Origin of the sequence: Burkholderia sp. Ax-1724 (assembly GCF_011752995.1) — a bacterium.
Classification (GTDB): Bacteria; Pseudomonadota; Gammaproteobacteria; order Burkholderiales; family Burkholderiaceae; genus Paraburkholderia.
In genome coordinates this window covers 264,853-285,137 of record NZ_VWWL01000003.1, presented here as the reverse complement: position 1 = coordinate 285,137, position 20,285 = coordinate 264,853, and the positions used below count along the sequence as shown (strand labels likewise).

Genomic DNA, 20,285 nt, shown 5'->3' with positions numbered 1-20,285 from the left:
AACTATGAACTACCTTTCCACGCGCGGCGCCGGAGCCGGCGAGCGCCATACCTTCTCCGACATCCTGCTCGGTGGTCTCGCGAAAGACGGCGGCCTGTATCTGCCGGCCGAGTATCCGCGTGTCACGCAGGGCGAACTGACGCGCTGGCGCACGCTGCCGTACGCGGACCTCGCGTTCGAGATCCTCGCGAAGTTCTGCGACGACATTCCCGCGGAAGACCTGCGCGCGCTCACGCGCAAGACCTACACGGCCGCGACCTACTGCAACGTGCGCGACGACGAAAGCGCCGCGCAGATTACGCCGCTGAAGACGCTCGGCGTCGAGAACGGCGCGCCGCTGTCGCTGCTGGAGCTCTCGAACGGGCCGACGCTCGCGTTCAAGGACATGGCGATGCAGCTGATCGGCAACCTGTTCGAGTACGCGCTGGCGAAGCACGGCGAAACGCTGAACATTCTCGGCGCGACCTCGGGCGACACTGGCAGTGCCGCCGAATATGCGATGCGCGGCAAGCAGGGCATCCGCGTGTTCATGCTGTCGCCGCACAAAAAGATGAGCGCGTTCCAGACCGCGCAGATGTACAGCCTGCAAGACCCGAACATCTTCAACCTCGCGGTGGAAGGCGTGTTCGACGACGCGCAGGACATCGTCAAGGCAGTCTCGAACGATCACGCGTTCAAGGCGAAGTACAAGATCGGCACGGTCAACTCGATCAACTGGGCGCGGGTCGTCGCGCAGGTCGTCTACTACTTCAAGGGCTATTTCGCCGCGACGCAGAGCAACGACGAGCGCGTGTCGTTTACGGTGCCGTCGGGCAACTTCGGCAACGTGTGCGCGGGTCACATCGCGCGCATGATGGGGCTGCCGATCGAGAAGCTCGTGGTCGCGACCAACGAGAACGACGTGCTCGACGAGTTCTTCCGCACCGGCATCTACCGCGTGCGCAAGGCGGCCGAGACGTATCACACGAGCAGCCCGAGCATGGACATCTCGAAGGCGTCGAATTTCGAGCGCTTCGTGTTCGATCTGCTCGGCCGCGATCCGGCGCGCGTGCTGCAACTGTTCCGCGACGTCGAGGAGAAGGGCGGTTTCGACCTCGCGGCAAGCGGCGATTTCGCGCGCGTGAAGCAGTTCGGTTTCGTGTCCGGCCGCAGCAGCCACGACACGCGCGTCGAGACGATCCGCGACGTGTTCGAGCGCTATGACACGATGATCGATACGCACACGGCCGACGGTTTGAAGGTCGCGCGCGAGCATCTGCAAGCGGGCATTCCGATGATCGTGCTCGAGACCGCGCAGCCGATCAAGTTCGGCGAGACGATCCGCGAGGCGCTGCTGCGCGAACCGGAGCGGCCGGCGGCATTCTCGGGGCTCGAGTCGCTGCCGCAGCGCTTCGAGGTCGTGCCGGCGGATGCGCAGCGCGTGAAGGACTTTATCGTCGCGAATACCGGCGAATAAGGGGCGGCGGCAGCATCTCACGAGGTGCGCCGCTTCTCTTCTCTTCAGACTTCTCTCCAGGCTCCCCGCCAGGCGACGCGGCGCATGCGTCGCGAAAACACGCCGGCCGCGCACCCTCGCGGCCGGGCGTCGAGAAAGACAAAAAGCGCTGCGTCGCGCGAGACCGCCCGCGCCGATGGCGTCGGCCGCTACAATATTCTTTTAACCTGCGGCTTCGAACTCCGAGATGTCCACACCAACGCCCCGCGCTCCCATGCTCGCCACTGCCGATGCGCTGGCGATCCTGCTCGACGCAGCGCGCCCGATCGACGGTATCGAAACGCTGCCGACGCTCGACGCGCTGAACCGCGTGCTCGCCGCCGACGTCACGTCGCCGCTCGACGTCCCGCCGATGAACACGAGCGCGATGGACGGCTACGCGGTCCGCCTCGCCGATCTCGCGCACGGCAGCCGCCTGCCGGTCTCGCAACGCATCCCGGCCGGCCATGCGCCGGCGCCGCTTCAGTCCGGCACGGCGGCGCGCATCTTCACCGGCGCGACGGTGCCGCCCGGCGCGGACGCGGTCGTGATGCAGGAGCAGACCGAAGCGGCCGGCGACGAAGTCACGATCGTGCATCGTCCGCAGACGGGCGAATGGATCACGGCGCAGGGCGCCGACATTCGCCAGGGCGCGGTGATCCTGCCGGCCGGCACGCGGCTCACGCCGCAGGCGCTCGGGCTCGCGGCTTCGGTCGGTTGCGCGCGGCTCGCGGTGCGGCGGCGCGTGAAGGTCGCCGTGTTTTTCACCGGCGACGAACTGACGATGCCGGGCGAGCCGCTGAAGCCGGGCGCGATCTACAACTCGAATCGCTTCACGTTGCGCGGGCTGCTCGAAAAGCTCGGCTGCGAAGTCACCGACTACGGCATCGTCGCCGATCGGCTCGAGGCGACCCGCGCGACGCTGCGCGAAGCCGCGCGGGCGCATGACCTGATTCTCACGTGCGGCGGCGTGTCGGTCGGCGAGGAAGATCACGTGAAGCCGGCGGTCGAGGCGGAAGGGCGTCTGTCGATGTGGCAGATCGCGATGAAGCCGGGCAAGCCGCTCGCGTTCGGCGCGGTGCGCCGCGCGGCGGGAGCGGAGGGTGCGGCATCCGTGGGGGCTGAGGCCTCTTCATCGGCGGCGTCGGCGGCTTCGGCAGCGTCCGCGACTCCCACGGCGGCCGAAACGTTTTTCATCGGCCTGCCCGGCAATCCGGTGTCGAGCTTCGCGACGTTCCTGCTGTTCGTGCGGCCGTTCGTGCTGCGGCTGGCCGGCGTGCAGGCGGTCGTGCCGCGCGCGCTGTCGCTGCGCGCCGACTTCACGCAGGCCAAGGCCGATCGGCGCAACGAGTTTCTGCGCGCGCGCGTCAACGCGGCGGGCGGGCTCGATCTGTTTGCGAATCAAAGCTCGGCCGTGCTGACGTCGACCGTGTGGGGCGACGGCCTGATCGACAATCCGCCGAATCACGCGATCAGCGCCGGCGAAACCGTGCGCTTCATTCCGTTTTCCGAACTGCTGAACTGAGGCCGGGCCGCCGCCGCATCCGTGGCGGCGCCGGCGGCATTCCGATGAAGATTGAACTCCGATACTTTGCGAGCGTGCGTGAAGCGCTCAACCGGTCCGACGAAACCGTCGACGTGCCCGATGGCGTGGCGACCGTCGGCGACGTGCGCGCCTGGCTGCGCGTGCGCGGCGGCATCTGGGCCGAAACGCTCGCCGAGGGCCGCGCGCTGCGCATGGCCTGCAATCATGTGATGACCGATGCGAGCACCCGCATTACCGAGGGCTGCGAGGTCGCGTTCTTTCCGCCCGTCACGGGCGGCTAGGGCGTGCTTGCCGCCTGCTTTGCAACCACTTTGCAGCCACCTTCGACGCCGCGCGGTTCTAGGCCGCGTGCGCATCGATTCGCCGCGCACACGCGGTAAAAGCCCGAGGAGCCGCTCATGCCCGTTCGCGTCCAGACCGAAGACTTCGACCTCAGCGCCGAGGTGGCCGCGTTGCGCGCGCGCAATCCGAAGATCGGCGCGGTCGCGTGTTTCGTCGGCACGGTACGCGACCTGAACGAAGGCAGCGCGGTCGAGACGATGGAGCTCGAACACTATCCGGGCATGACGGAGAAGTCGCTGGAAGCGATCGTCGAGCGCGCGCGCGAGCGCTGGCCGGGCATCGAGGTGCTGATCGTGCATCGGGTCGGCCAGCTCTATCCGCTCGACCAGATCGTGCTCGTCGCGACGACGGCCGCGCATCGCGGCGACGCGTTTGCGTCGTGCGAGTTCGTGATGGACTATCTGAAGAGCGAGGCGCCGTTCTGGAAGAAAGAGAAAACCGACGCGGGCGAGCGCTGGGTCGATGCGCGCGTGACCGACGATGCGGCGCTGGCGCGCTGGGGTATCGAGTCGGGGAACCGGAAGGGCGCGTAGAGGCTCGTTGGTTGCGGACCGCTTTGCGACCTGCTTGACTGCGGGCTGCGCCCGCAATACCGCCACCGTCCGCGCAACCCATCTCACTCGTCGCGCGACCGGCCCACAATCGGCACCGGAAACGGCTCGCCGGCGGGCCGGACCGGATGATCGCCGTCATCGTCACGCGGACGGCGTTTCGGCGCGACGCGTTCGAGCAGCGCCTGCTGCTCCGCCGGAATCTTGTAGTCCCACCCAAAACGGCTCAACTGCAGACTTTGCGCGATGCGCAGCGCCGGTTCCATGAATCGGATCGCCGCGGCCGGCTGGTAGCGCGATTCGACGGTATCGAGAAACAGGTACAGCCAGCGGCTGAAATGCTGCGGCTCGATGCCTTCGAGAGGCTGGTGCGCCTGCTGCACATTGCCGCGATACTGCTTCGCGCCGAGCACGAGCGAGCCCCAGAACGTGCACATCTTCGGCAGGTGATCGTCCCAGCGGCCCGCGAGCTTCGCATCGAAGACGGGACCCAGCAGCGCATCGGCGCGCACGCGATCGTAAAAGCCGTAGACGAGCTCGCGGATATTCGCCTCGGTGGGTTCGGCCGCGCGCTCGACCGGCGGCGTGGCGGGAAAAGACGGATTCATGCAAATTCCAGAAAAATTCGGTTGCTGAGCAAGGCGGGGCGTTGCCGTGCCGCGAACGGCTGCCGACCGGCAGGCCCCGCAGTGGCGTTTTTTACGCCAGCCGCGACGAGGGCGCCGGGGGCGGTACGCCAGTGTTTCCGCAACGATCGGAAGCACGCTGCGAATACCTTGCTTGGCATACAAAAGATTAAAGCTTGCCGGACATGACACGAGGCTCGGCGCCGCCAGCCATGCATCTTAGGGCGCGGCGGTGATCCCCGGCAAGCCTGGGGCCGTTTGCCGCAGCCTTGCAACGATGACTTCGCCATGCCGCCCGCGCGCTGCGCGCGAAGCGGCGAGCCGGGCCTTCCTTGTCGCATCCAATCACTATACGATCGACGAAATCGCGCAACCGCAGGCGCCGTTTGCGGCTTTTCTTGGCCTCGGCGACCAGCTTCGGGCCTTTTGCCGGTAACAGCGATCGCACGCGGTGGCAGCCCAGCATCCGCAGCCCGGCGTTCGCCGCAGCCAAACCAGCCGGACAAAAAAGCCAGCCGAACCGGGCGAGTTCGCGCCAGATCCAGCACCCAGGCGGGCCGACAACCCGTCCGCTTGCCGCAGTGGGGCGCGATCACGTTGGTTCTTTCGCTCAAATGTTAAATAGTTGCGCCCGAGGCCAAAAAAACGCTTGAAACCCCAATAAAACGCCTCATTTTGGTGGTAATCGAAATTGGAGGTCTCTTGATGAGAATCGACAAACTCACCACTAAATTCCAGGAAGCCTTGGCGGATGCCCAGAGCCTGGCTGTAGGTCATGACAATCAGTACATCGAACCGGTCCACGTGCTGTCGGCGCTCGTCGCGCAGCAGGACGGTTCCGCGCGCTCGCTGCTTTCGCGCGCCGGCGTGCACGTGCAGCCGCTGCTCACCGCGTTGAACGACGCGATCACGCGGCTGCCGCAAGTGCGCGGCACCGACGGCAACGTGCAGATCGGCCGCGAACTGACCGGTCTGCTGAATCAGGCCGACAAGGAAGCGCAGAAGCTCAACGACACGTTCATCGCGAGCGAGATGTTCCTGCTCGCGGTCGCCGACGACAAGGGCGAGGCCGGCCGTCTCGCGCGCGAGCACGGCCTGTCGCGCAAGGCGCTCGAAACCGCGATCGCCGCGGTGCGCGGCGGCTCGCAGGTGCATAGCCAGGACGCCGAAAGCCAGCGCGAGGCGCTCAAGAAATACACGATCGATCTGACCGAGCGCGCCCGCGCCGGCAAGCTCGACCCCGTGATCGGCCGCGACGACGAAATCCGCCGCTCTATCCAGATCCTGCAGCGCCGCACCAAGAACAATCCGGTGCTGATCGGCGAGCCGGGCGTCGGCAAGACCGCGATCGTCGAAGGGCTCGCGCAGCGCATCGTCAACGGCGAAGTGCCGGAAACGCTGAAGAACAAGCGCGTGCTGTCGCTCGACATGGCCGCGCTGCTCGCGGGCGCCAAATATCGCGGCGAGTTTGAGGAGCGCCTGAAGGCCGTGCTCAACGACATCGCCAAGGACGAAGGGCAAACCATCGTCTTTATCGACGAGATTCACACGATGGTCGGCGCGGGCAAGGCCGAGGGCGCGATGGACGCGGGCAACATGCTGAAGCCGGCGCTCTCGCGCGGCGAGCTGCATTGCGTGGGCGCGACGACGCTCGACGAATACCGCAAGTACATCGAGAAGGATGCCGCGCTCGAACGCCGCTTCCAGAAGGTGCTGGTGGACGAGCCGTCGGTCGAGGCGACTATCGCGATCCTGCGCGGCTTGCAGGAGCGCTATGAGCTGCACCACGGCGTCGACATCACCGACCCGGCGATCGTCGCGGCGGCCGAGCTGTCGCATCGCTACATCACGGACCGCTTCCTGCCGGACAAGGCGATCGATCTGATCGACGAAGCCGCCTCGAAGATCAAGATGGAAATCGACTCGAAACCGGAAGAGATGGACCGGCTCGACCGTCGCCTGATCCAGCTGAAGATCGAACGCGAAGCGGTGAAGAAGGAAAAGGACGAAGCCTCGCAGAAGCGTCTGCAACTGATCGAAGAGGAAATCGAGCGCCTGAACCGCGAATATTCGGACCTCGACGAAATCTGGACCGCCGAAAAAGCCACGGTGCAGGGCAGCGCGCAACTGAAGGAAGAGATCGAGAAGACGCGCGCGGAAATCACGCGTTTGCAGCGCGAGGGCAAGCTCGAAAAGGTCGCCGAATTGCAGTACGGCAAGCTGCCGGGGCTCGAAGCGCAACTGAAGGAAGTGACGCGCGCCGAAGCCGAAGAGCAGAACAGTCCGAAGCGTCCGCGTCTGCTGCGCACGCAGGTGGGGGCGGAAGAAATTGCCGAGGTCGTCTCGCGTGCCACCGGTATTCCGGTGTCGCGCATGATGCAGGGCGAGCGCGAGAAGCTGTTGCAGATCGAGTCGAAGCTGCATGAGCGCGTGGTCGGCCAGGACGAGGCGATCAACGCGGTCGCCGATGCGATCCGCCGCTCGCGCGCGGGTCTGTCGGACCCGAACCGTCCGTATGGCTCGTTCCTGTTCCTTGGGCCGACCGGCGTCGGCAAGACCGAGCTGTGCAAGGCGCTGGCGTCGTTCCTGTTCGATTCGGAAGAGCACCTCATTCGTATCGACATGAGCGAGTTCATGGAGAAGCACAGCGTCGCGCGTCTGATCGGCGCGCCGCCGGGCTACGTCGGCTACGAGGAAGGCGGCTATCTGACCGAGGCCGTGCGCCGCAAGCCGTATAGCGTGATCCTGCTCGACGAGATCGAGAAGGCGCATCCGGACGTGTTCAACGTGCTCCTGCAGGTGCTCGACGACGGCCGCATGACCGACGGCCAGGGCCGCACCGTCGACTTCAAGAACACGGTGATCGTGATGACCTCCAACCTCGGTTCGCAGGTGATCCAGTCGATGGTCGGCGAGTCGCAGGAAACGGTGAAGGACGCCGTGTGGGAAGAGGTGAAGCTGCACTTCAGGCCCGAGTTCCTGAACCGGATCGACGACGTCGTCGTGTTCCATGCGCTCGATCGCTCGAATATCCAGTCGATCGCGCGGATTCAGTTGCAGCGACTGCACGAGCGGCTTGCCAAGCTCGACATGCAACTGGTGGTATCGGACGCGGCGCTCGAACACATCGGCAAGGTCGGCTACGACCCGCTGTTCGGCGCGCGGCCGTTGAAGCGCGCGATCCAGCAGGAGATCGAGAACCCGATCGCGAAGCTGATTCTGGCCGGCAAGTTCGGTCCGAAGGATGTGATTCCGGTCGAAATGGAAGACGGCAAACTGGTGTTCGACCGCGTCGTGCATTGAGCGCGGTGTGCTCTTGTCACGCCGGGTAGCAGGGTTGGCGGGGCGTTGATCGAGCGGCTCCCGCCGCCGCAATGAAAAAGCGGCAACGAAGGAAACTTCGTTGCCGCTTTTTTTTGCCCGCGGGCTTGGGCGCGCGCCGCGGGTTCCGGGTTGCGAGCGAATCGCCGCGCTTAAGCGTTGCCCTTGTTGCCGAGCAGCGATGCGATGCCGCCGAGTGCGCCGAGCACCGAGGTCGTGTTCAACTGGCCGCTGGCCGGCACTTCGCCTTCCGGCGTGGCCGCGTTGACGACGTGCGGCAGGATCTGCGAGAGCAGGCCCGTCACCTGATCGGGCTGGATGCCGGCCTTCGCGGCGAGGCTGGTCACGGCTTCCGAGCCGAGCACGCCATGCAGCGCATCGGCGGCGATCGGCTGGTTCTCGCCGTTGCCGACCCACGAGGACACGACGTCGCCGAGGCCCTTTTCCTGGAAGCGCTGGACCAGGCCGTTCAGGCCGCCCGGCTGGTTGTTGACGAATTCGAGCGCGGCTGCGATCAGCGCTTGCTGGCCGCCGCCTTCGGGCGACTTGCCAATCAGGGAACCGATAGTGTCGAGTAGGCTCATGACGGTCTCTCTTGAATGCCGGCGCGCGCATGGCGGCCTGGCGGGTGAAAGCGCCGCGCGGTTGCGCGGCACGTTGAAACGGAAGAACGGTGGCGGGCGGCTTGGCCACGCACGTTACGCGTGAATCGTCTGCATTCGTTCGCGTGTTGCGCGGGCCTGAAGCACGGCCTTGCAGCATGGATTCGCGATGCCGCCGGCCACGTCCTGGCGTGTTGCTGCTCGTGCTGCTCGATGCGTTGCTGCGGTAGGGCTTCGGTACGTCTGCGGCAGCGTTATGCGCCGGAAGCCGCGGCGGCCGATGCCGCCTTGCTCTTCTTCGCCTTCTTCTTCGAGGCCTTGGTGCCGGATGCGGCAGCCGGCGCGCTCGCAGCGGCTACCGGTGCCGATGCGGCCGCTGCCTCGGCTGCGGCGGCTTTGCTCTTCTTCTTCGACTTCGACGGTTTCGCCGCGGACGCTTGCGTGGGCGCGGCCGGTGCGGTCGTGGCAGCCGGTGCCGGTGCTGCGGTCGTAGCCGCGGGTGCGGCGGTGGTCGGCGCGGGAGCCGCCGTGGTCGCAGCCGGAGCCGCTGCCGGTGCGGCCTTCGTGCTGGCCGATTTCGTGGATGCCTTCGCGCCGGTCGGCGGCGCGGACGAGCCGTTGATCGTCAGGCCGGCCGCTTCGAGATTCTGGACCGATTTGGTGCCGATGCCCTTCACCCGCGCGGCGAGATCATCGGCATCCTTGAACGGGCCGTTTTTGGTCCGCTCGTCGATGATCGCTTTCGCATGCACGGGGCCGATGCCCTTGACCGATTCGAGCCCCGCCTGATCGGCGGAATTCACTTCAACGGCTGCGGCAAAACCGGCCGACAGCGACAAAGCCACAGCAACGCAAAGCATTAAAAGCTTCTTCAGCATGGCAAGCACTCCATTGAGGGCAAAAAAAGTTAGCCGGGAACGGACGACGCATTCTGTCGAGCGGCGCTGCGCTTAAGCATAGAACAAATCGCCGGCCCTTATTTGCGAACGCGGACGATTTATACCGATCGTTTCGAGACAAGTAAATCGCGGCGGACAATATTTAAACTTTTTGCCAGCCGGATAGCATGGTCTGCATAGTCTCCTTGAAGCCGTCGTTGCGAGAATTCGCCGTTGCCGTTTGAATCTTCCGATTCAAACCCCGCTTTCTCCCGATCCTACCCGCAACCACACGCAGCCACCCACAGCCGCTTTATCGCGCAGCCGAATCCACCTTCATTCCTACAGCTTCGCGCATATGTCGCCGGCTCACGAAGCGCCAGTACACGAACAGGCCGATTCCGGCCAGCGCGAGACTCGCCGTATTCGCGACCCAGAAGCCGCGCGCGCCGGTCAGCCACGGTGGCGTGACGCCGGTCGTATCGAAGCCGAGCAGGTAGCCGCCGCCGAGCCCGACGCCCCACAGCGCAACCGCATAGATCACGGTCGGCACGACCGCCACCTTGTAGGCGCGCAACACGAACGCGGTCGAGATCTGCAACGCGTCGAACAGGTGATAGCAGACGACGATCAGCACGAGCGGCAACGCCTTCGCCGCGACCTGCGCGTCGGTCGTATAACCGTCGACGATATACGGCCGCAGCAGAAGCACGAGCGCGCCATAGCAGCAGGCGATCGCCACCGCCATCGCGATGCCGTGACGCGACAGCGTGCGCGCCGCGTCCGGCTTATGCGCACCGAGCGCCTGGGCGACGAGCGTCGACGATGCGATGCCGATCGACAGCGGCGTCATGTAGAGCACCGCGCCGATATTGCCGGCGATCTGATGCCCCGCGAGCGTCGTCGTGCCGAAGCGCGCGATAAAGAGCGCCATGAACGTGTACGAGGTGACTTCGATCAGGTACGACAGACCCATCGGAATGCCGAGCCGCAACTGCGCCACCTGACGCTTCCAGACTGGCCAGCAGAAGTGCGTGAAGATGCCGAGCGGCCTGAACACGTCGACGCGCACGAGCAGCAGCATGCCGAGCACGGCGAGTCCCCAGTTGAGCGCGGTGCTGGCGAGCGCGCAGCCGGGACCGCCGAGCGCCGGCACACCGAGGCCGCCGAAAATGAGCCACGTATTGAGCGGGATCTTGAGCAGCAGCGCGCCGATCTGCAGGAACATCACGAGCCGCGGCTTGCCGAGCGCATTGGCGACCGAACTGTAGACGCGAAACGCGAGGCCGGCGGGCAGGCCGAACGCAAGAATCCGCAGATACGCGAGCGTGCGTTCGTGCAGCGCCTCGGGCACGCGGGAGAGTGCCAGCAGCGGCCCCGGAAAGAACAGGATCAGAAAGCCGATCACGGTCAGCGCGGCGGCGAGCCAGAACGACTGGCGCACTTCCTCGCCGATCTCGCCATGGCGGCGCGCGCCGTAGAGCTGCGCGGCAATCGGCTGCAATGCGGTGAGGATGCCGGTCAGGCTGATATAGACCGACACGTAGATCGACGAACCGAGACCGAGCGCGGCCAGATCGACGGCCGAGTAGCGGCCGACCATCGCCGTATCGATCACGCCAAAGGCGATGATCGCCAGTTGGCCGATCAATACGGGCCACGCGAGCGCGGCGATTTTCCGTATGTCGGCGAACATCGTCAGTCGAGCCTCTTGCGCCAGCCGCGCCGCTTGCCGGGCGGCGGCTTCGGACGGTCGATGCGCACGTACAGGCGGAAGCGTTCGTCGCGGTCGGCGGCGCGGCGGCCTTCCCAGACGAGCTTCCAGATGTAGTCGGGCATCGCGCTCGGATCGCCGTACTCCTGCGTGTCCTGGCGCAGGATCACGTCGCAGTCCTGGTCGAACGCGAAGTGCATGTCGCCGAAATAGGCGAAGGTCGCGATCTGCGCATTGCCGAGCCGCACGGGCGAGATGCAGGTGTAGTCCTCGGGCAGATGGCTCGCGATCTGTTGCGCGACGTCGCGGTAGGTCCGGCTGTAGTTGACGACCGGCAGCCAGAGGGTCATCAGCAGCACCCACATCAGCGTGGTGCCGGCGCTCGAGAGCACGACGCTGCGCCACAGCACCTTCGGATGACGCGCGAGACGCCAGCGCACGAGCACGAACCAGCACACGGTCACGGCCACCGCGCACACGAACGAGAGAATTTTGAACTGCGGCACGAAGCCCGGCGCGAGCCGAGCCAGATTGCGCGCGAGCGGATGCGGAAAACCGGTGAGGCTAGCCACGTACACGAGCCACACGAAGCTGCCGAGAATCGTGAAGCTCAACAGTGCGAACCAGTCGATCGCATTGATCGCGCCGCGCTTGAGAGTCGGCAGCGCGAAGGTCGCCAGCACCGCGAGCGGCGGCAGCAACAGCATATAGAGCCGGTTCGACTGGTGGCTTTGCAGCACGACGAGCACGAAGAGCGGACCGATCACCGAAAGTGGAATTGCCACGTGCGGCGCACGGCGCAGCCCCTTCCAGCTGAACCACGACCACAGCGCGAGCGGCCATGCGGGCCAGGTGAAGAGCGGCAGGTTTTTCAGCGCATAGGCGGCGACCGAGCCGGGCGGCCCCGCGAACGAAATCAGGCTGACGTGGACCCACTGGTTCAGATACCAGACGGCGTCGTCGGGGAAGGCGGCGATGGCGATGAGCGGCCACGATATCGCGAGCACGAGCGCGACCGGCAGACCCGCGAGCAGCAGCCAGCGCGAGCGCGTTTCGCGCACGATCAGCGTCATCGCGAGCGTGCCGAGCAGCAGCGCGCCGACCAGCACGGGACTGCTCGCGAGCGTGACGAGGCCGATCGCGAGACCCCAGATCAGCGCGCCCTGGATCGGCTTGTCGATCATGCGCACGAGGCCGTACACGAGCATTGCGATGCAGACGAACTGCGCGAGTTGCGGCGTGGTTTCGTGACCGCGCTCGGCGAGGCCGAAGCATGCGAGCAGGATCAGCAGCGCGCCGTCGCCGAGCGTGCGGCCGTAGTCGCGCGGTTCCGGCTCGCCGCCGAACGCATATTTGAACGGCTGGACCTCGGCGCGCCGGCCGAGCAGGTAAGCGGCATACCAGACGAACGCGCAGCCCGCGCAGAACAGCAGGCCCGTGAATACGCGCGAGGCGTTGCTCGCATCGACCCACGGCGCGAGCACGCGGATCGCACTGGCGCCGAGCCAGTAGCCGAGCGGGCCGTCCTCGGTCATATATTTGCCGACGAGGTTCGGCAGCAGCCAGTCGTGGGCGCCGCCGTTCGCCATGGTCCACATGACACCGAAGCCGGCTGCGTCCTCGTTCTTCCACGGGTCGCGACCGAACAGGCCGAACGATGCATAGACGATACAGATGGTCAGCAGCAGCCAGCGCGGCAAGGCACTGGTTGCTGAGGCAGTGAGGCGAACGACAGGTCTCATGCGGTGTGTCGGTATTGGATAGGCGATGCAGCCGGAGCGGGCCGGCGGGTCAGGGCGGAAGGGCCCGTCTCGAGCATCCGGCATTGTAGACGTGCCGTGCGATGCGCGTCACGGGCGGTAACGGCTGGCAACGTCCTTGTGCGTGCTGTAACAGTGGCGATAGCGGTGGTGCGAGCGGAGTACGCGCGCGGGAACGCCAGGGAGCGTGTGGCAGTGAGCAGGGCGGTGAGCGGAAGCGGCTACAAACGCGGGCACAAAATCGGACGCAGAAGCGGACACAAACGCAGGCGAAAGCAGGCGATACGAAAAAGGGCAGCTCGCGCTGCCCTTTTTTTGCTTCGCTGCCGGCCCGAGGCCGGCGACGATGCGGTATTACTTTGCTGCCTTGCCCGAAGCGCGTGCGCCGAACTTCTTGTTGAACTTCTCGACGCGGCCTGCCGTGTCCATGATCTTTTGCTGGCCGGTGTAGAACGGATGCGATTCCGACGACACTTCGATCTTTGCGAGCGGGTAGGTCTTGCCGTTGAATTCGGCGGTTTCACGCGTCTGGATGGTCGAGCGCGTCACGAACTTGAAGTCGTTCGACATGTCGATGAACAGGACTTCGCGGTAATCCGGGTGAATGCCTTCTTTCATGGTCTTTCCTTTAATCTGGCGGTAGCCAACCCGCGTGCAGCCTCGATAATCGGACTGCCTTCAGGCGCGAGCCACTTGCCTACGGTCGAAAAACCGCGATTATGCCAGAAAATCAGTTGCTTGGCGAATTTTCTGCCAGCGGTTTCTCTTGGCCTTGCCTCGGCTCATTGAATGGCGCCGGCGGCCCCCCGGCGCTGCCATCAAACCGGCGCGAAGCTCAGCCTCACGCGCGCCGGGTCCTGCCGGTAGTAGCGCGCGAGCAGCCGGTACAGTTCCGGATACTCGGCCTCGAACGCTTGCGGCCGCACGAACAGCGCCTCGCTGCACACGGCAAAAAATTCCGACGGATGATCGGCCGCATACGGATCGATCAGCGAGTCGCGCTCGAAACGCACCCAGCGGTGTTCCGGCACCGCGTCGACCTTCGCGCAGAACTGGTCGTACGCGTGGTCGAACACGTCGGCCCATGCCCCGCTATCGAGCGGCGCGTGCCAGCGGCGCAGCAGCGGCGGGTGGCCGTCCGCTTCGCCGTTCAGCATGTCGATCTTGTGCGCGAACTCGTGGATCACGACGTTGTACGCGTCGGTGCCGTCCGTCATCTGCGCGTCTTCCCACGACAGCACCACGGGCCCGCCTTGCCACGCCTCGCCGCTCGCATCGTGCTCGATCTCGTGGACGACGCCGTCTTCGTCCTCGACGGTCTTGCGAATCACGAATTCACCCGGATAGACGATCACGCCGACCCAGCCGCGGTACAGATCGAGGCCCAGGTTCAGCACGGGCAGGCAGGCTTGCACGGCGATGCCGACCGTCATTGCGTCGGTCAGCTCCAGTTCGTGCGCGGTGGAGAACTCCTTTTGCGCGATGAACAGGCTCGTCAGCTCGCGCAGCCGCGCGAGATCGGGCGCATCGAGATGCGCGAGAAACGGCAAGCCGTCGAGCGTGGCCTGCCACAGCGGCTTGTCGATTGCGTAATCGCGCAGCGCGCGCTCGCGGCGGCGTGTGCCGAGCCAGTCGGTGAGTTTCGAGAGCATGGCGTGAGCCTACCTCTAGTCGATCTGTTTTTGCTGCACGGTGAACAGGGCGCCGCGTAGCGCGACGCCGATCGGCGGATTAAAACCGTTGGGCGAAGCCGGAAAGCTTGTCTGCCGCGCGAGCATCCGCGCTGGTCGTGCGACTCGCGAGTGTGTCCCGGTACACCGGATTGTACGGACTCGCGGCCCCCGCGAGGCGACTCCGATGCAGCGTGAACCGATGCCGGCCCGACGATGATCCCGGCGGCGGGCTGGTGCCGAGCGTGTCGACACTTGAACCGATAGACGGGCATGTTTGACGACGCTGGCGATGCGCGGAGCAAGCGGCATAGGCGAAAAAAAACCGCTCGCGGATCGCGAGCGGTTTTGCATTCGATGATGCAGTCGCCAGCCTTTACATACAGCCAGCATGCGTCGTCATGCGTTAGCTGCCGCCACCGCGACGCATCATGTCGAAGAACTCGGAGTTGCTCTTCGTCTGACGGATCTTGTCGAGCAGGAATTCCATCGACTCGACTTCGTCCATGTCGTGGATGAACTTGCGCAGCACCCAGATTTTCTGCAGCACTTCGGGCTTGATCAGCAACTCTTCGCGGCGCGTGCCCGATTTGTTCAGGTTGATCGACGGGTAGACGCGCTTCTCGGCGAGGCGTCGCTCGAGGTGCACTTCCATGTTGCCGGTGCCCTTGAACTCTTCGTAGATCACGTCGTCCATACGGCTGCCGGTTTCGATCAGCGCCGTGCCGATGATGGTCAGCGAGCCGCCTTCCTCGATATTGCGCGCCGCGCCGAAGAAGCGCTTCGGGCGCTGCAGCGCGTTCGCGTCGACACCGCCGGTGAGCACCTTGCCCGAGGCCGGCACGACGGTGTTGTAGGCGCGCGCGAGCCGCGTGATCGAGTCGAGCAGGATCACCACGTCGTTCTTCATTTCGACGAGACGCTTGGCCTTTTCGATCACCATTTCGGCGACCTGCACGTGACGCGCGGCCGGTTCGTCGAACGTGGAAGCGATCACTTCGCCCGCCACCGAACGCTGCATTTCCGTCACTTCTTCCGGACGTTCGTCGATCAGCAGCACGAACAGCTTGACGTCGGGATGGTTCTGTTTGATTGCATGCGCGATGTGCTGAAGCATGACGGTCTTGCCCGACTTCGGCGAGGCGACGAGCAGGCCGCGCTGGCCTTTGCCGATCGGCGCGATCATGTCGATGATGCGGCCCGTCACGTTTTCTTCGCCACGCATTTCACGTTCGAGCAGCAGCACCTTGTTCGGGTGCAGCGGCGTCAGGTTTTCGAACATGATCTTGTGCTTCGAGGCCTCCGGCGGCTGGCCGTTGACCTTGTCCACCTTCACCAGCGCGAAATAGCGTTCGCCGTCTTTCGGCGTGCGCACTTCGCCTTCGATCGTGTCGCCCGTATGCAGGTTGAAGCGGCGGATTTGCGACGGGCTGATGTAAATATCATCCGTGCTGGCGAGGTAGGACGTTTCCGGCGAACGCAGGAAACCGAAACCGTCCGGCAGCACTTCGAGCGTGCCGTCGCCGAAGATCGTGTCGCCCGCTTTGGCTCGTTTTTTTAGAATGGCGAACATCAATTCCTGCTTGCGCAGGCGGTTCGCGCTTTCGATCTCGAGGCCATTGGCCATCTCGATCAATTGGGACACGTGCAGAGTCTTAAGCTCGGATAAATGCATACGGAGAACCCGCAGGAGAAGGTGCGACGAAATGAAATCTGGGAGGAGGGTGAGCGGAACGCTCAAAGACTTACACGTCTTTTCGACGTTGTGCGGATTCTAGCATAGCACACGCCAATTTCCGCCAGTGCGGCGGCGTGGCCTCTTTCTCGCGGGGCGTGTTGCCGGCTGACAACACGCCCGGTGGGTACGCACGGGTCAGGCGTTCTGGCGGAAGCGCTTGCTGAGTGCCGCGAGTCCGCCTGCGCCGCGGCGTTGCTTTACAGGTTGCCGTCGAGGAACGCGGTGAGTTGCGACTTCGACAATGCGCCGACTTTCTGAGCGGCGACTGCGCCGTTCTTGAACAGGATCAGCGTGGGGATGCCGCGCACGCCGAACTTGACCGGCGTGGACTGATGCTCGTCCACATTGATCTTCGCGATTTGCAGGCGATCTGCGTAATCCTTCGCGACTTCGTCGAGGATCGGCGCGATCATCTTGCACGGACCGCACCATTCGGCCCAGAAATCGAGCAGCACGGGTTTGTCGGATTTCACTACGTCCTGTTCGAACGATGCGTCGCTGATATGTTTGATTTGTTCGCTCATTTATGAATACCTCTATCGGTTCGAGGCCCGCCTGAATTGCTCGCCACGATACGTCAAAAACCGGGAAAACTTCCGTTCGTTTTGCCGCGCCCTGAGTCTTGCCGCGCATGCCTGCGAAAACCCGAAAACAGTCTGAAAAGACACCGGATTTTCACGGAATGAGCGGAAAGACTCGCGTTTGCGGGTCTTTCAACTGGCAGTGTAGCTTAATTCGCTATGCGTTGCCGGGGGCGATAGTACTCACAAAGGCAGTGGGGCCAACGACTGCCGGTGAAGCGCCATCGGGTTCCCTTGATTCCCGTTACTGTGACTGATTGATGTACGGTCATCGCGACGCAACGTAGATGGAGGCGGGCGTGCCGAACTCAAGTGCGGTGCGTGGACGCGATTTCGGCATGTGCTCATCTATATATAGAGAGGCGACGAAGGCAACGAGAGGGCGGGTGTCGCGAAGTGTCTGATCCCATGCGCCGAACTCGCTTTGCTCGTATTAACAGTCGCGCGATGCGCCAAGCAATGATAGAATCTTTCGTGACGGGCCTCCTCGCATGGAGGGATGGTCAACCTGGTCAGGTCGGGAACGAAGCAGCCACAGCCGTTTTCCACCAGTGCCGAGGGTCGGGCTCGTCACCTTCCTCTTCTGTTTTTCCCCGTAGCGGTTTTCTTTCGCGGTTTCTCCGCAGCCATTTCCGGTTTTCGTTTTCATTGCCTGCCGCGTTCGCCTAGAGCATCGTCGTGGTCAATGCGCGCGTCCATCGTGATCGCTCATCGCCGCTTCTTTTTCCGGCGGCCGTCGCGCATGCGGCCGCGAATGTCACCGGCTTTCCACGATGCTTCGTCAGCCTGTCCGAGGGGCGCGGCAACGCGCGCTCGCGCTCGTGTCCGATTCGGTTTTTCGCCGCATCGTTACTGATACAATTTCCGGATGACCTATCAAGTTCTCGCACGCAAATGGCGGCCGAAGGATTTCGCTTCGCTCGTCGGACAGGAGCACGTGGTGCGCGCGCTCACCCATGCGCTCGACGGTGGCCGTCTGCACCACGCCTATCTGTTTACCGGCACGCGCGGCGTCGGCAAGACCACGCTGTCGCGCATCTTCGCCAAAGCGCTGAACTGCGAGACCGGCGTGACCTCGACACCGTGCGGCGTGTGCCGCGCGTGTCGCGAGATCGATGAGGGGCGTTTCGTCGATTACGTCGAGATGGACGCGGCGAGCAATCGCGGCGTCGACGAAATGGCCGCGCTGCTCGAGCGCGCGGTGTACGCGCCCGTCGATGCGCGCTTCAAGGTCTATATGATCGACGAAGTGCACATGCTGACGAACCACGCCTTCAACGCGATGCTGAAGACGCTCGAAGAACCGCCGCCACACGTCAAATTCATTCTCGCGACCACCGACCCGCAGAAGATTCCGGTCACGGTGCTGTCGCGCTGTCTGCAGTTCAATCTGAAGCAGATGCCGGCCGGTCATATCGTGTCGCATCTCGAACGCATTCTCGGCGAAGAGCAGGTGCCGTACGACGCGCAGGCGCTGCGTCTGCTCGCGCGCGCGGCCGACGGCTCGATGCGCGACGCGCTTTCGCTGACCGATCAGGCGATCGCCTATTCGGCGAACCAGGTCAGCGAGGACGCGGTGCGCGGCATGCTCGGCGCGCTCGACCAGAGCTATCTGATCCGTCTGCTCGACGCGCTCGCGCAGGGCGACGGCGCGGCGGTGCTCGCGGTTGCCGACGAAATGGCGCTGCGCAGCCTGTCGTTTTCGACGGCGCTGCAGGATCTCGCGAGCTTGCTGCATCGGATCGCATGGGCGCAGTTCGCGCCGTCGTCGGTGCTCGACGAATGGCCGGAGGCGGCCGATCTGCGCCGCTTCGCCGAGGCGATGAGTCCCGAGCAGGTGCAACTGTTCTATCAGATCGCGACGATCGGCCGAAGCGAACTGGGGCTCGCGCCCGACGAGTACGCCGGTTTCACGATGACGCTGCTGCGCATGCTCGCGTTCGAGCCGGCGCCGGACGGCGGTGGCGGCGGTGGAACGGCAGGCGCGGGTTCGCAGGCAGGCGGCGCGGGCGCGGCGGGTGCGAAGCGCTCGGGCGCGCCGACGGTTGCCGCGTTGCGTGCGCCGTCGGGATCGTCTGCTGCGGTGGCTCCGTCGGTGCCGGCCGCGAGCACGCGCGATGCGATGCCGGCAGCCGCGGCGGTTCGCGGGCCGCAGGCTGGCGGCGATGTCAGCGGAGATCAACGCGAGGCGGTGAAATCCGCCGCGCCGGTTGTGCAACCGGCTGTGGTCACGCAAGCGTCGGCGGCATCGCAATCGTCCGATGCCGAAGTCGTCGGTGAAGGCGAGCCGGTTGCGGCTGAGGGCAAGGCGACGTCTGCCGGCATCGGCGATGCGTCGCCAGCAGCCGCGGAGCGTCCGGTGGCGCCTTGGGAAGACATGCCCACGGGCGAAAACGCCGCCAGCGCTGACTCGGCCGAGTCGGCTTCGCCAGCGCTGACCGATCACGCAGCGCCGGCATCCGCGCCGGCCGCGTCCGCAACAGCCGCGCATGCCGGCACCGGGCAAGCCGCATCGCAGATGCAGGAGCGGGATGAGCCAGAGGAACAGGCACAGCCCACCTCGACAACCGCGCAAGCCGCAGCCGATTCCACTGCGCGTCGTGCCGGCGGCGCGAGCGCCGCACTCGACGTGCTGCGTAACGCCGGCCTCAAGGTATCTTCGAACCGCGGCCGCGCGACTTCGGGCACGGCGCCTGCCGCACCCGCGACACCGAAGCCGGCCACACCGCGCGTAGTCGTCCCGGTGCCGACACCGGGCGCGCCGCGCCGTGCGCCACAAGAGGCGACGGGAACGGCCAGCGCCGCCGCGCAAGCATCGTCGCCGCGCAGCAGCAGCGCGGAGCCGGACGGCTCGTCAGTCCCGCCGTGGGACGACATGCCGCCCGACGACTACATGCCGGTCTCGGCTGCGGACGACGCCTATTTCGTCCCGCCGGACGATAACTACGTACCCGTATTCGATCGCGGCCCCGACGACGTCCGCATGGACCGCGCACCCGCGAAACCGGCTCCCGCGCCGGTCGTCGATACGCGCCCGCTGCCGCCCGCCGTGCCGCTCGATCCGCTCGGCTTCACGGGCGACTGGCCCGCGCTCGCGGTCGATCTGCCGTTGAAGGGCATTTCGTACCAGCTCGCGTTCAACAGCGAACTGATGGCGCTCGACGGCAACACGCTCAGGCTCAACGTACCGGTGCCGCAATACGCGGAAGCGTCGCAGGTCGCTAAACTGAAGGTGGCGCTCGCCGAGCGGCTTGGCCAGAGCGTCGACGTGCAGGTCGAGGTCGGCCCGGCGCGCCGCACGGCCGCCGCGCACGACGCCGCGCAGCGCGCCCAGCGCCAGCAGGAAGCCGAGCGCGAGATTCGCGCCGATCCGTTCGTGCAGTCGCTGATTCGCGAATTCGGCGCGAGCATCGTCGACGGCTCGATCCGCCCGCTTACCCCGGACGCCGCCAACGGCGCGTCGCCGGCCCACTGATCCAACC

15 protein-coding genes and 1 other RNA gene are annotated in these 20,285 nt (G+C 65.2%); 7 read left to right on the top strand and 9 right to left on the bottom strand.

Features of this window, described 5'->3' with window-relative positions:
• Positions 1 to 4: 4 nt before the first annotated feature.
• From thrC to F3J19_RS05270, 4 genes are all read left to right on the top strand, one after another.
• Positions 5 to 1,456, top strand: a complete 1,452-nt coding sequence (thrC, locus tag F3J19_RS05285) for a threonine synthase (protein WP_167038505.1) — start codon at positions 5 to 7, stop codon at positions 1,454 to 1,456.
• A 253-nt stretch (positions 1,457 to 1,709) separates the two neighbouring features.
• Positions 1,710 to 2,999 carry a gephyrin-like molybdotransferase Glp gene (gene glp / locus F3J19_RS05280; protein ID WP_167038503.1) on the top strand — a complete coding sequence of 430 codons (1,290 nt, stop codon included), beginning with the start codon at positions 1,710 to 1,712 and terminating at the stop codon, positions 2,997 to 2,999.
• Positions 3,000 to 3,043: 44 nt separating this feature from the next.
• Positions 3,044 to 3,301 (top strand): molybdopterin converting factor subunit 1, encoded by a 258-nt coding sequence (moaD, locus tag F3J19_RS05275; RefSeq protein WP_167038501.1) that lies wholly within the window; start codon positions 3,044 to 3,046, stop codon positions 3,299 to 3,301.
• A gap of 117 nt (positions 3,302 to 3,418) precedes the next feature.
• On the top strand, positions 3,419 to 3,895 hold the full coding sequence (locus F3J19_RS05270; RefSeq protein ID WP_167038499.1) for a molybdenum cofactor biosynthesis protein MoaE: 477 nt from the start codon (positions 3,419 to 3,421) through the stop codon (positions 3,893 to 3,895).
• An 83-nt stretch (positions 3,896 to 3,978) separates the two neighbouring features.
• On the opposite strand, the gene F3J19_RS05265 is transcribed toward F3J19_RS05270, so the two are convergent.
• Positions 3,979 to 4,521 carry a group III truncated hemoglobin gene (locus tag F3J19_RS05265; RefSeq protein ID WP_167038497.1) on the bottom strand — a complete coding sequence of 181 codons (543 nt, stop codon included), beginning with the start codon at positions 4,519 to 4,521 and terminating at the stop codon, positions 3,979 to 3,981.
• A 723-nt stretch (positions 4,522 to 5,244) separates the two neighbouring features.
• On the opposite strand from F3J19_RS05265, the gene clpB reads away from it, so the two are divergent.
• Positions 5,245 to 7,842 (top strand): ATP-dependent chaperone ClpB, encoded by a 2,598-nt coding sequence (gene clpB, locus F3J19_RS05260; RefSeq protein WP_167038495.1) that lies wholly within the window; start codon positions 5,245 to 5,247, stop codon positions 7,840 to 7,842.
• 170 nt (positions 7,843 to 8,012) lie between these two features.
• On the opposite strand, the gene F3J19_RS05255 is transcribed toward clpB, so the two are convergent.
• The 8 genes from F3J19_RS05255 to trxA all read right to left on the bottom strand — a co-directional run bounded on the left by F3J19_RS05255 (position 8,013) and on the right by trxA (position 16,746).
• Entirely contained in the window at positions 8,013 to 8,444 is a 432-nt protein-coding gene (locus F3J19_RS05255; protein ID WP_167038493.1) for a YidB family protein, read from the bottom strand.
• 272 nt (positions 8,445 to 8,716) lie between these two features.
• Positions 8,717 to 9,340 (bottom strand): helix-hairpin-helix domain-containing protein, encoded by a 624-nt coding sequence (locus tag F3J19_RS05250; RefSeq protein ID WP_167038491.1) that lies wholly within the window; start codon positions 9,338 to 9,340, stop codon positions 8,717 to 8,719.
• A 313-nt stretch (positions 9,341 to 9,653) separates the two neighbouring features.
• The gene (locus F3J19_RS05245) at positions 9,654 to 11,036 is read right to left on the bottom strand and encodes an MATE family efflux transporter (RefSeq protein ID WP_167038489.1); all 1,383 of its coding nucleotides are present in this window, start codon (positions 11,034 to 11,036) and stop codon (positions 9,654 to 9,656) included.
• 2 nt (positions 11,037 to 11,038) lie between these two features.
• Positions 11,039 to 12,796: a glycosyltransferase family 39 protein gene (locus tag F3J19_RS05240; RefSeq protein ID WP_167038487.1), complete on the bottom strand. Its 1,758-nt coding sequence runs from the start codon at positions 12,794 to 12,796 to the stop codon at positions 11,039 to 11,041.
• Positions 12,797 to 13,168: 372 nt separating this feature from the next.
• A complete protein-coding gene (locus tag F3J19_RS05235) occupies positions 13,169 to 13,432 on the bottom strand; it encodes a type B 50S ribosomal protein L31 (RefSeq protein ID WP_012400355.1) in 264 nt (87 codons plus the stop codon).
• Positions 13,433 to 13,632: 200 nt separating this feature from the next.
• Positions 13,633 to 14,466, bottom strand: a complete 834-nt coding sequence (locus F3J19_RS05230; protein WP_167038485.1) for a M90 family metallopeptidase — start codon at positions 14,464 to 14,466, stop codon at positions 13,633 to 13,635.
• 424 nt (positions 14,467 to 14,890) lie between these two features.
• Entirely contained in the window at positions 14,891 to 16,159 is a 1,269-nt protein-coding gene (gene rho, locus F3J19_RS05225; protein ID WP_167038483.1) for a transcription termination factor Rho, read from the bottom strand.
• Between the two features lie 260 nt (positions 16,160 to 16,419).
• Positions 16,420 to 16,746: a thioredoxin TrxA gene (gene trxA / locus F3J19_RS05220; RefSeq protein WP_006048864.1), complete on the bottom strand. Its 327-nt coding sequence runs from the start codon at positions 16,744 to 16,746 to the stop codon at positions 16,420 to 16,422.
• A 533-nt stretch (positions 16,747 to 17,279) separates the two neighbouring features.
• On the opposite strand from trxA, the gene ffs reads away from it, so the two are divergent.
• An RNA gene (gene ffs, locus F3J19_RS05215) (signal recognition particle sRNA small type) lies at positions 17,280 to 17,378 on the top strand.
• Positions 17,379 to 17,671: 293 nt separating this feature from the next.
• The gene (locus F3J19_RS05210) at positions 17,672 to 20,278 is read left to right on the top strand and encodes a DNA polymerase III subunit gamma/tau (protein WP_167038481.1); all 2,607 of its coding nucleotides are present in this window, start codon (positions 17,672 to 17,674) and stop codon (positions 20,276 to 20,278) included.
• The last annotated feature ends 7 nt before the right edge of the window (positions 20,279 to 20,285 follow it).

Bases quoted from the DNA above. Each gene is read 5' to 3' on its own strand.
- thrC (WP_167038505.1), top strand. From the start codon at position 5: ATGAACTACCTTTCCACGCGCGGCGCCGGAGCCGGCGAGCGCCATACC.
- glp (WP_167038503.1), top strand. From the start codon at position 1,710: ATGCTCGCCACTGCCGATGCGCTGGCGATCCTGCTCGACGCAGCGCGC.
- moaD (WP_167038501.1), top strand. From the start codon at position 3,044: ATGAAGATTGAACTCCGATACTTTGCGAGCGTGCGTGAAGCGCTCAAC.
- F3J19_RS05270 (WP_167038499.1), top strand. From the start codon at position 3,419: ATGCCCGTTCGCGTCCAGACCGAAGACTTCGACCTCAGCGCCGAGGTG.
- F3J19_RS05265 (WP_167038497.1), bottom strand. From the start codon at position 4,521: ATGAATCCGTCTTTTCCCGCCACGCCGCCGGTCGAGCGCGCGGCCGAA.
- clpB (WP_167038495.1), top strand. From the start codon at position 5,245: ATGAGAATCGACAAACTCACCACTAAATTCCAGGAAGCCTTGGCGGAT.
- F3J19_RS05255 (WP_167038493.1), bottom strand. From the start codon at position 8,444: ATGAGCCTACTCGACACTATCGGTTCCCTGATTGGCAAGTCGCCCGAA.
- F3J19_RS05250 (WP_167038491.1), bottom strand. From the start codon at position 9,340: ATGCTGAAGAAGCTTTTAATGCTTTGCGTTGCTGTGGCTTTGTCGCTG.
- F3J19_RS05245 (WP_167038489.1), bottom strand. From the start codon at position 11,036: ATGTTCGCCGACATACGGAAAATCGCCGCGCTCGCGTGGCCCGTATTG.
- F3J19_RS05240 (WP_167038487.1), bottom strand. From the start codon at position 12,796: ATGAGACCTGTCGTTCGCCTCACTGCCTCAGCAACCAGTGCCTTGCCG.
- F3J19_RS05235 (WP_012400355.1), bottom strand. From the start codon at position 13,432: ATGAAAGAAGGCATTCACCCGGATTACCGCGAAGTCCTGTTCATCGAC.
- F3J19_RS05230 (WP_167038485.1), bottom strand. From the start codon at position 14,466: ATGCTCTCGAAACTCACCGACTGGCTCGGCACACGCCGCCGCGAGCGC.
- rho (WP_167038483.1), bottom strand. From the start codon at position 16,159: ATGCATTTATCCGAGCTTAAGACTCTGCACGTGTCCCAATTGATCGAG.
- trxA (WP_006048864.1), bottom strand. From the start codon at position 16,746: ATGAGCGAACAAATCAAACATATCAGCGACGCATCGTTCGAACAGGAC.
- F3J19_RS05210 (WP_167038481.1), top strand. From the start codon at position 17,672: ATGACCTATCAAGTTCTCGCACGCAAATGGCGGCCGAAGGATTTCGCT.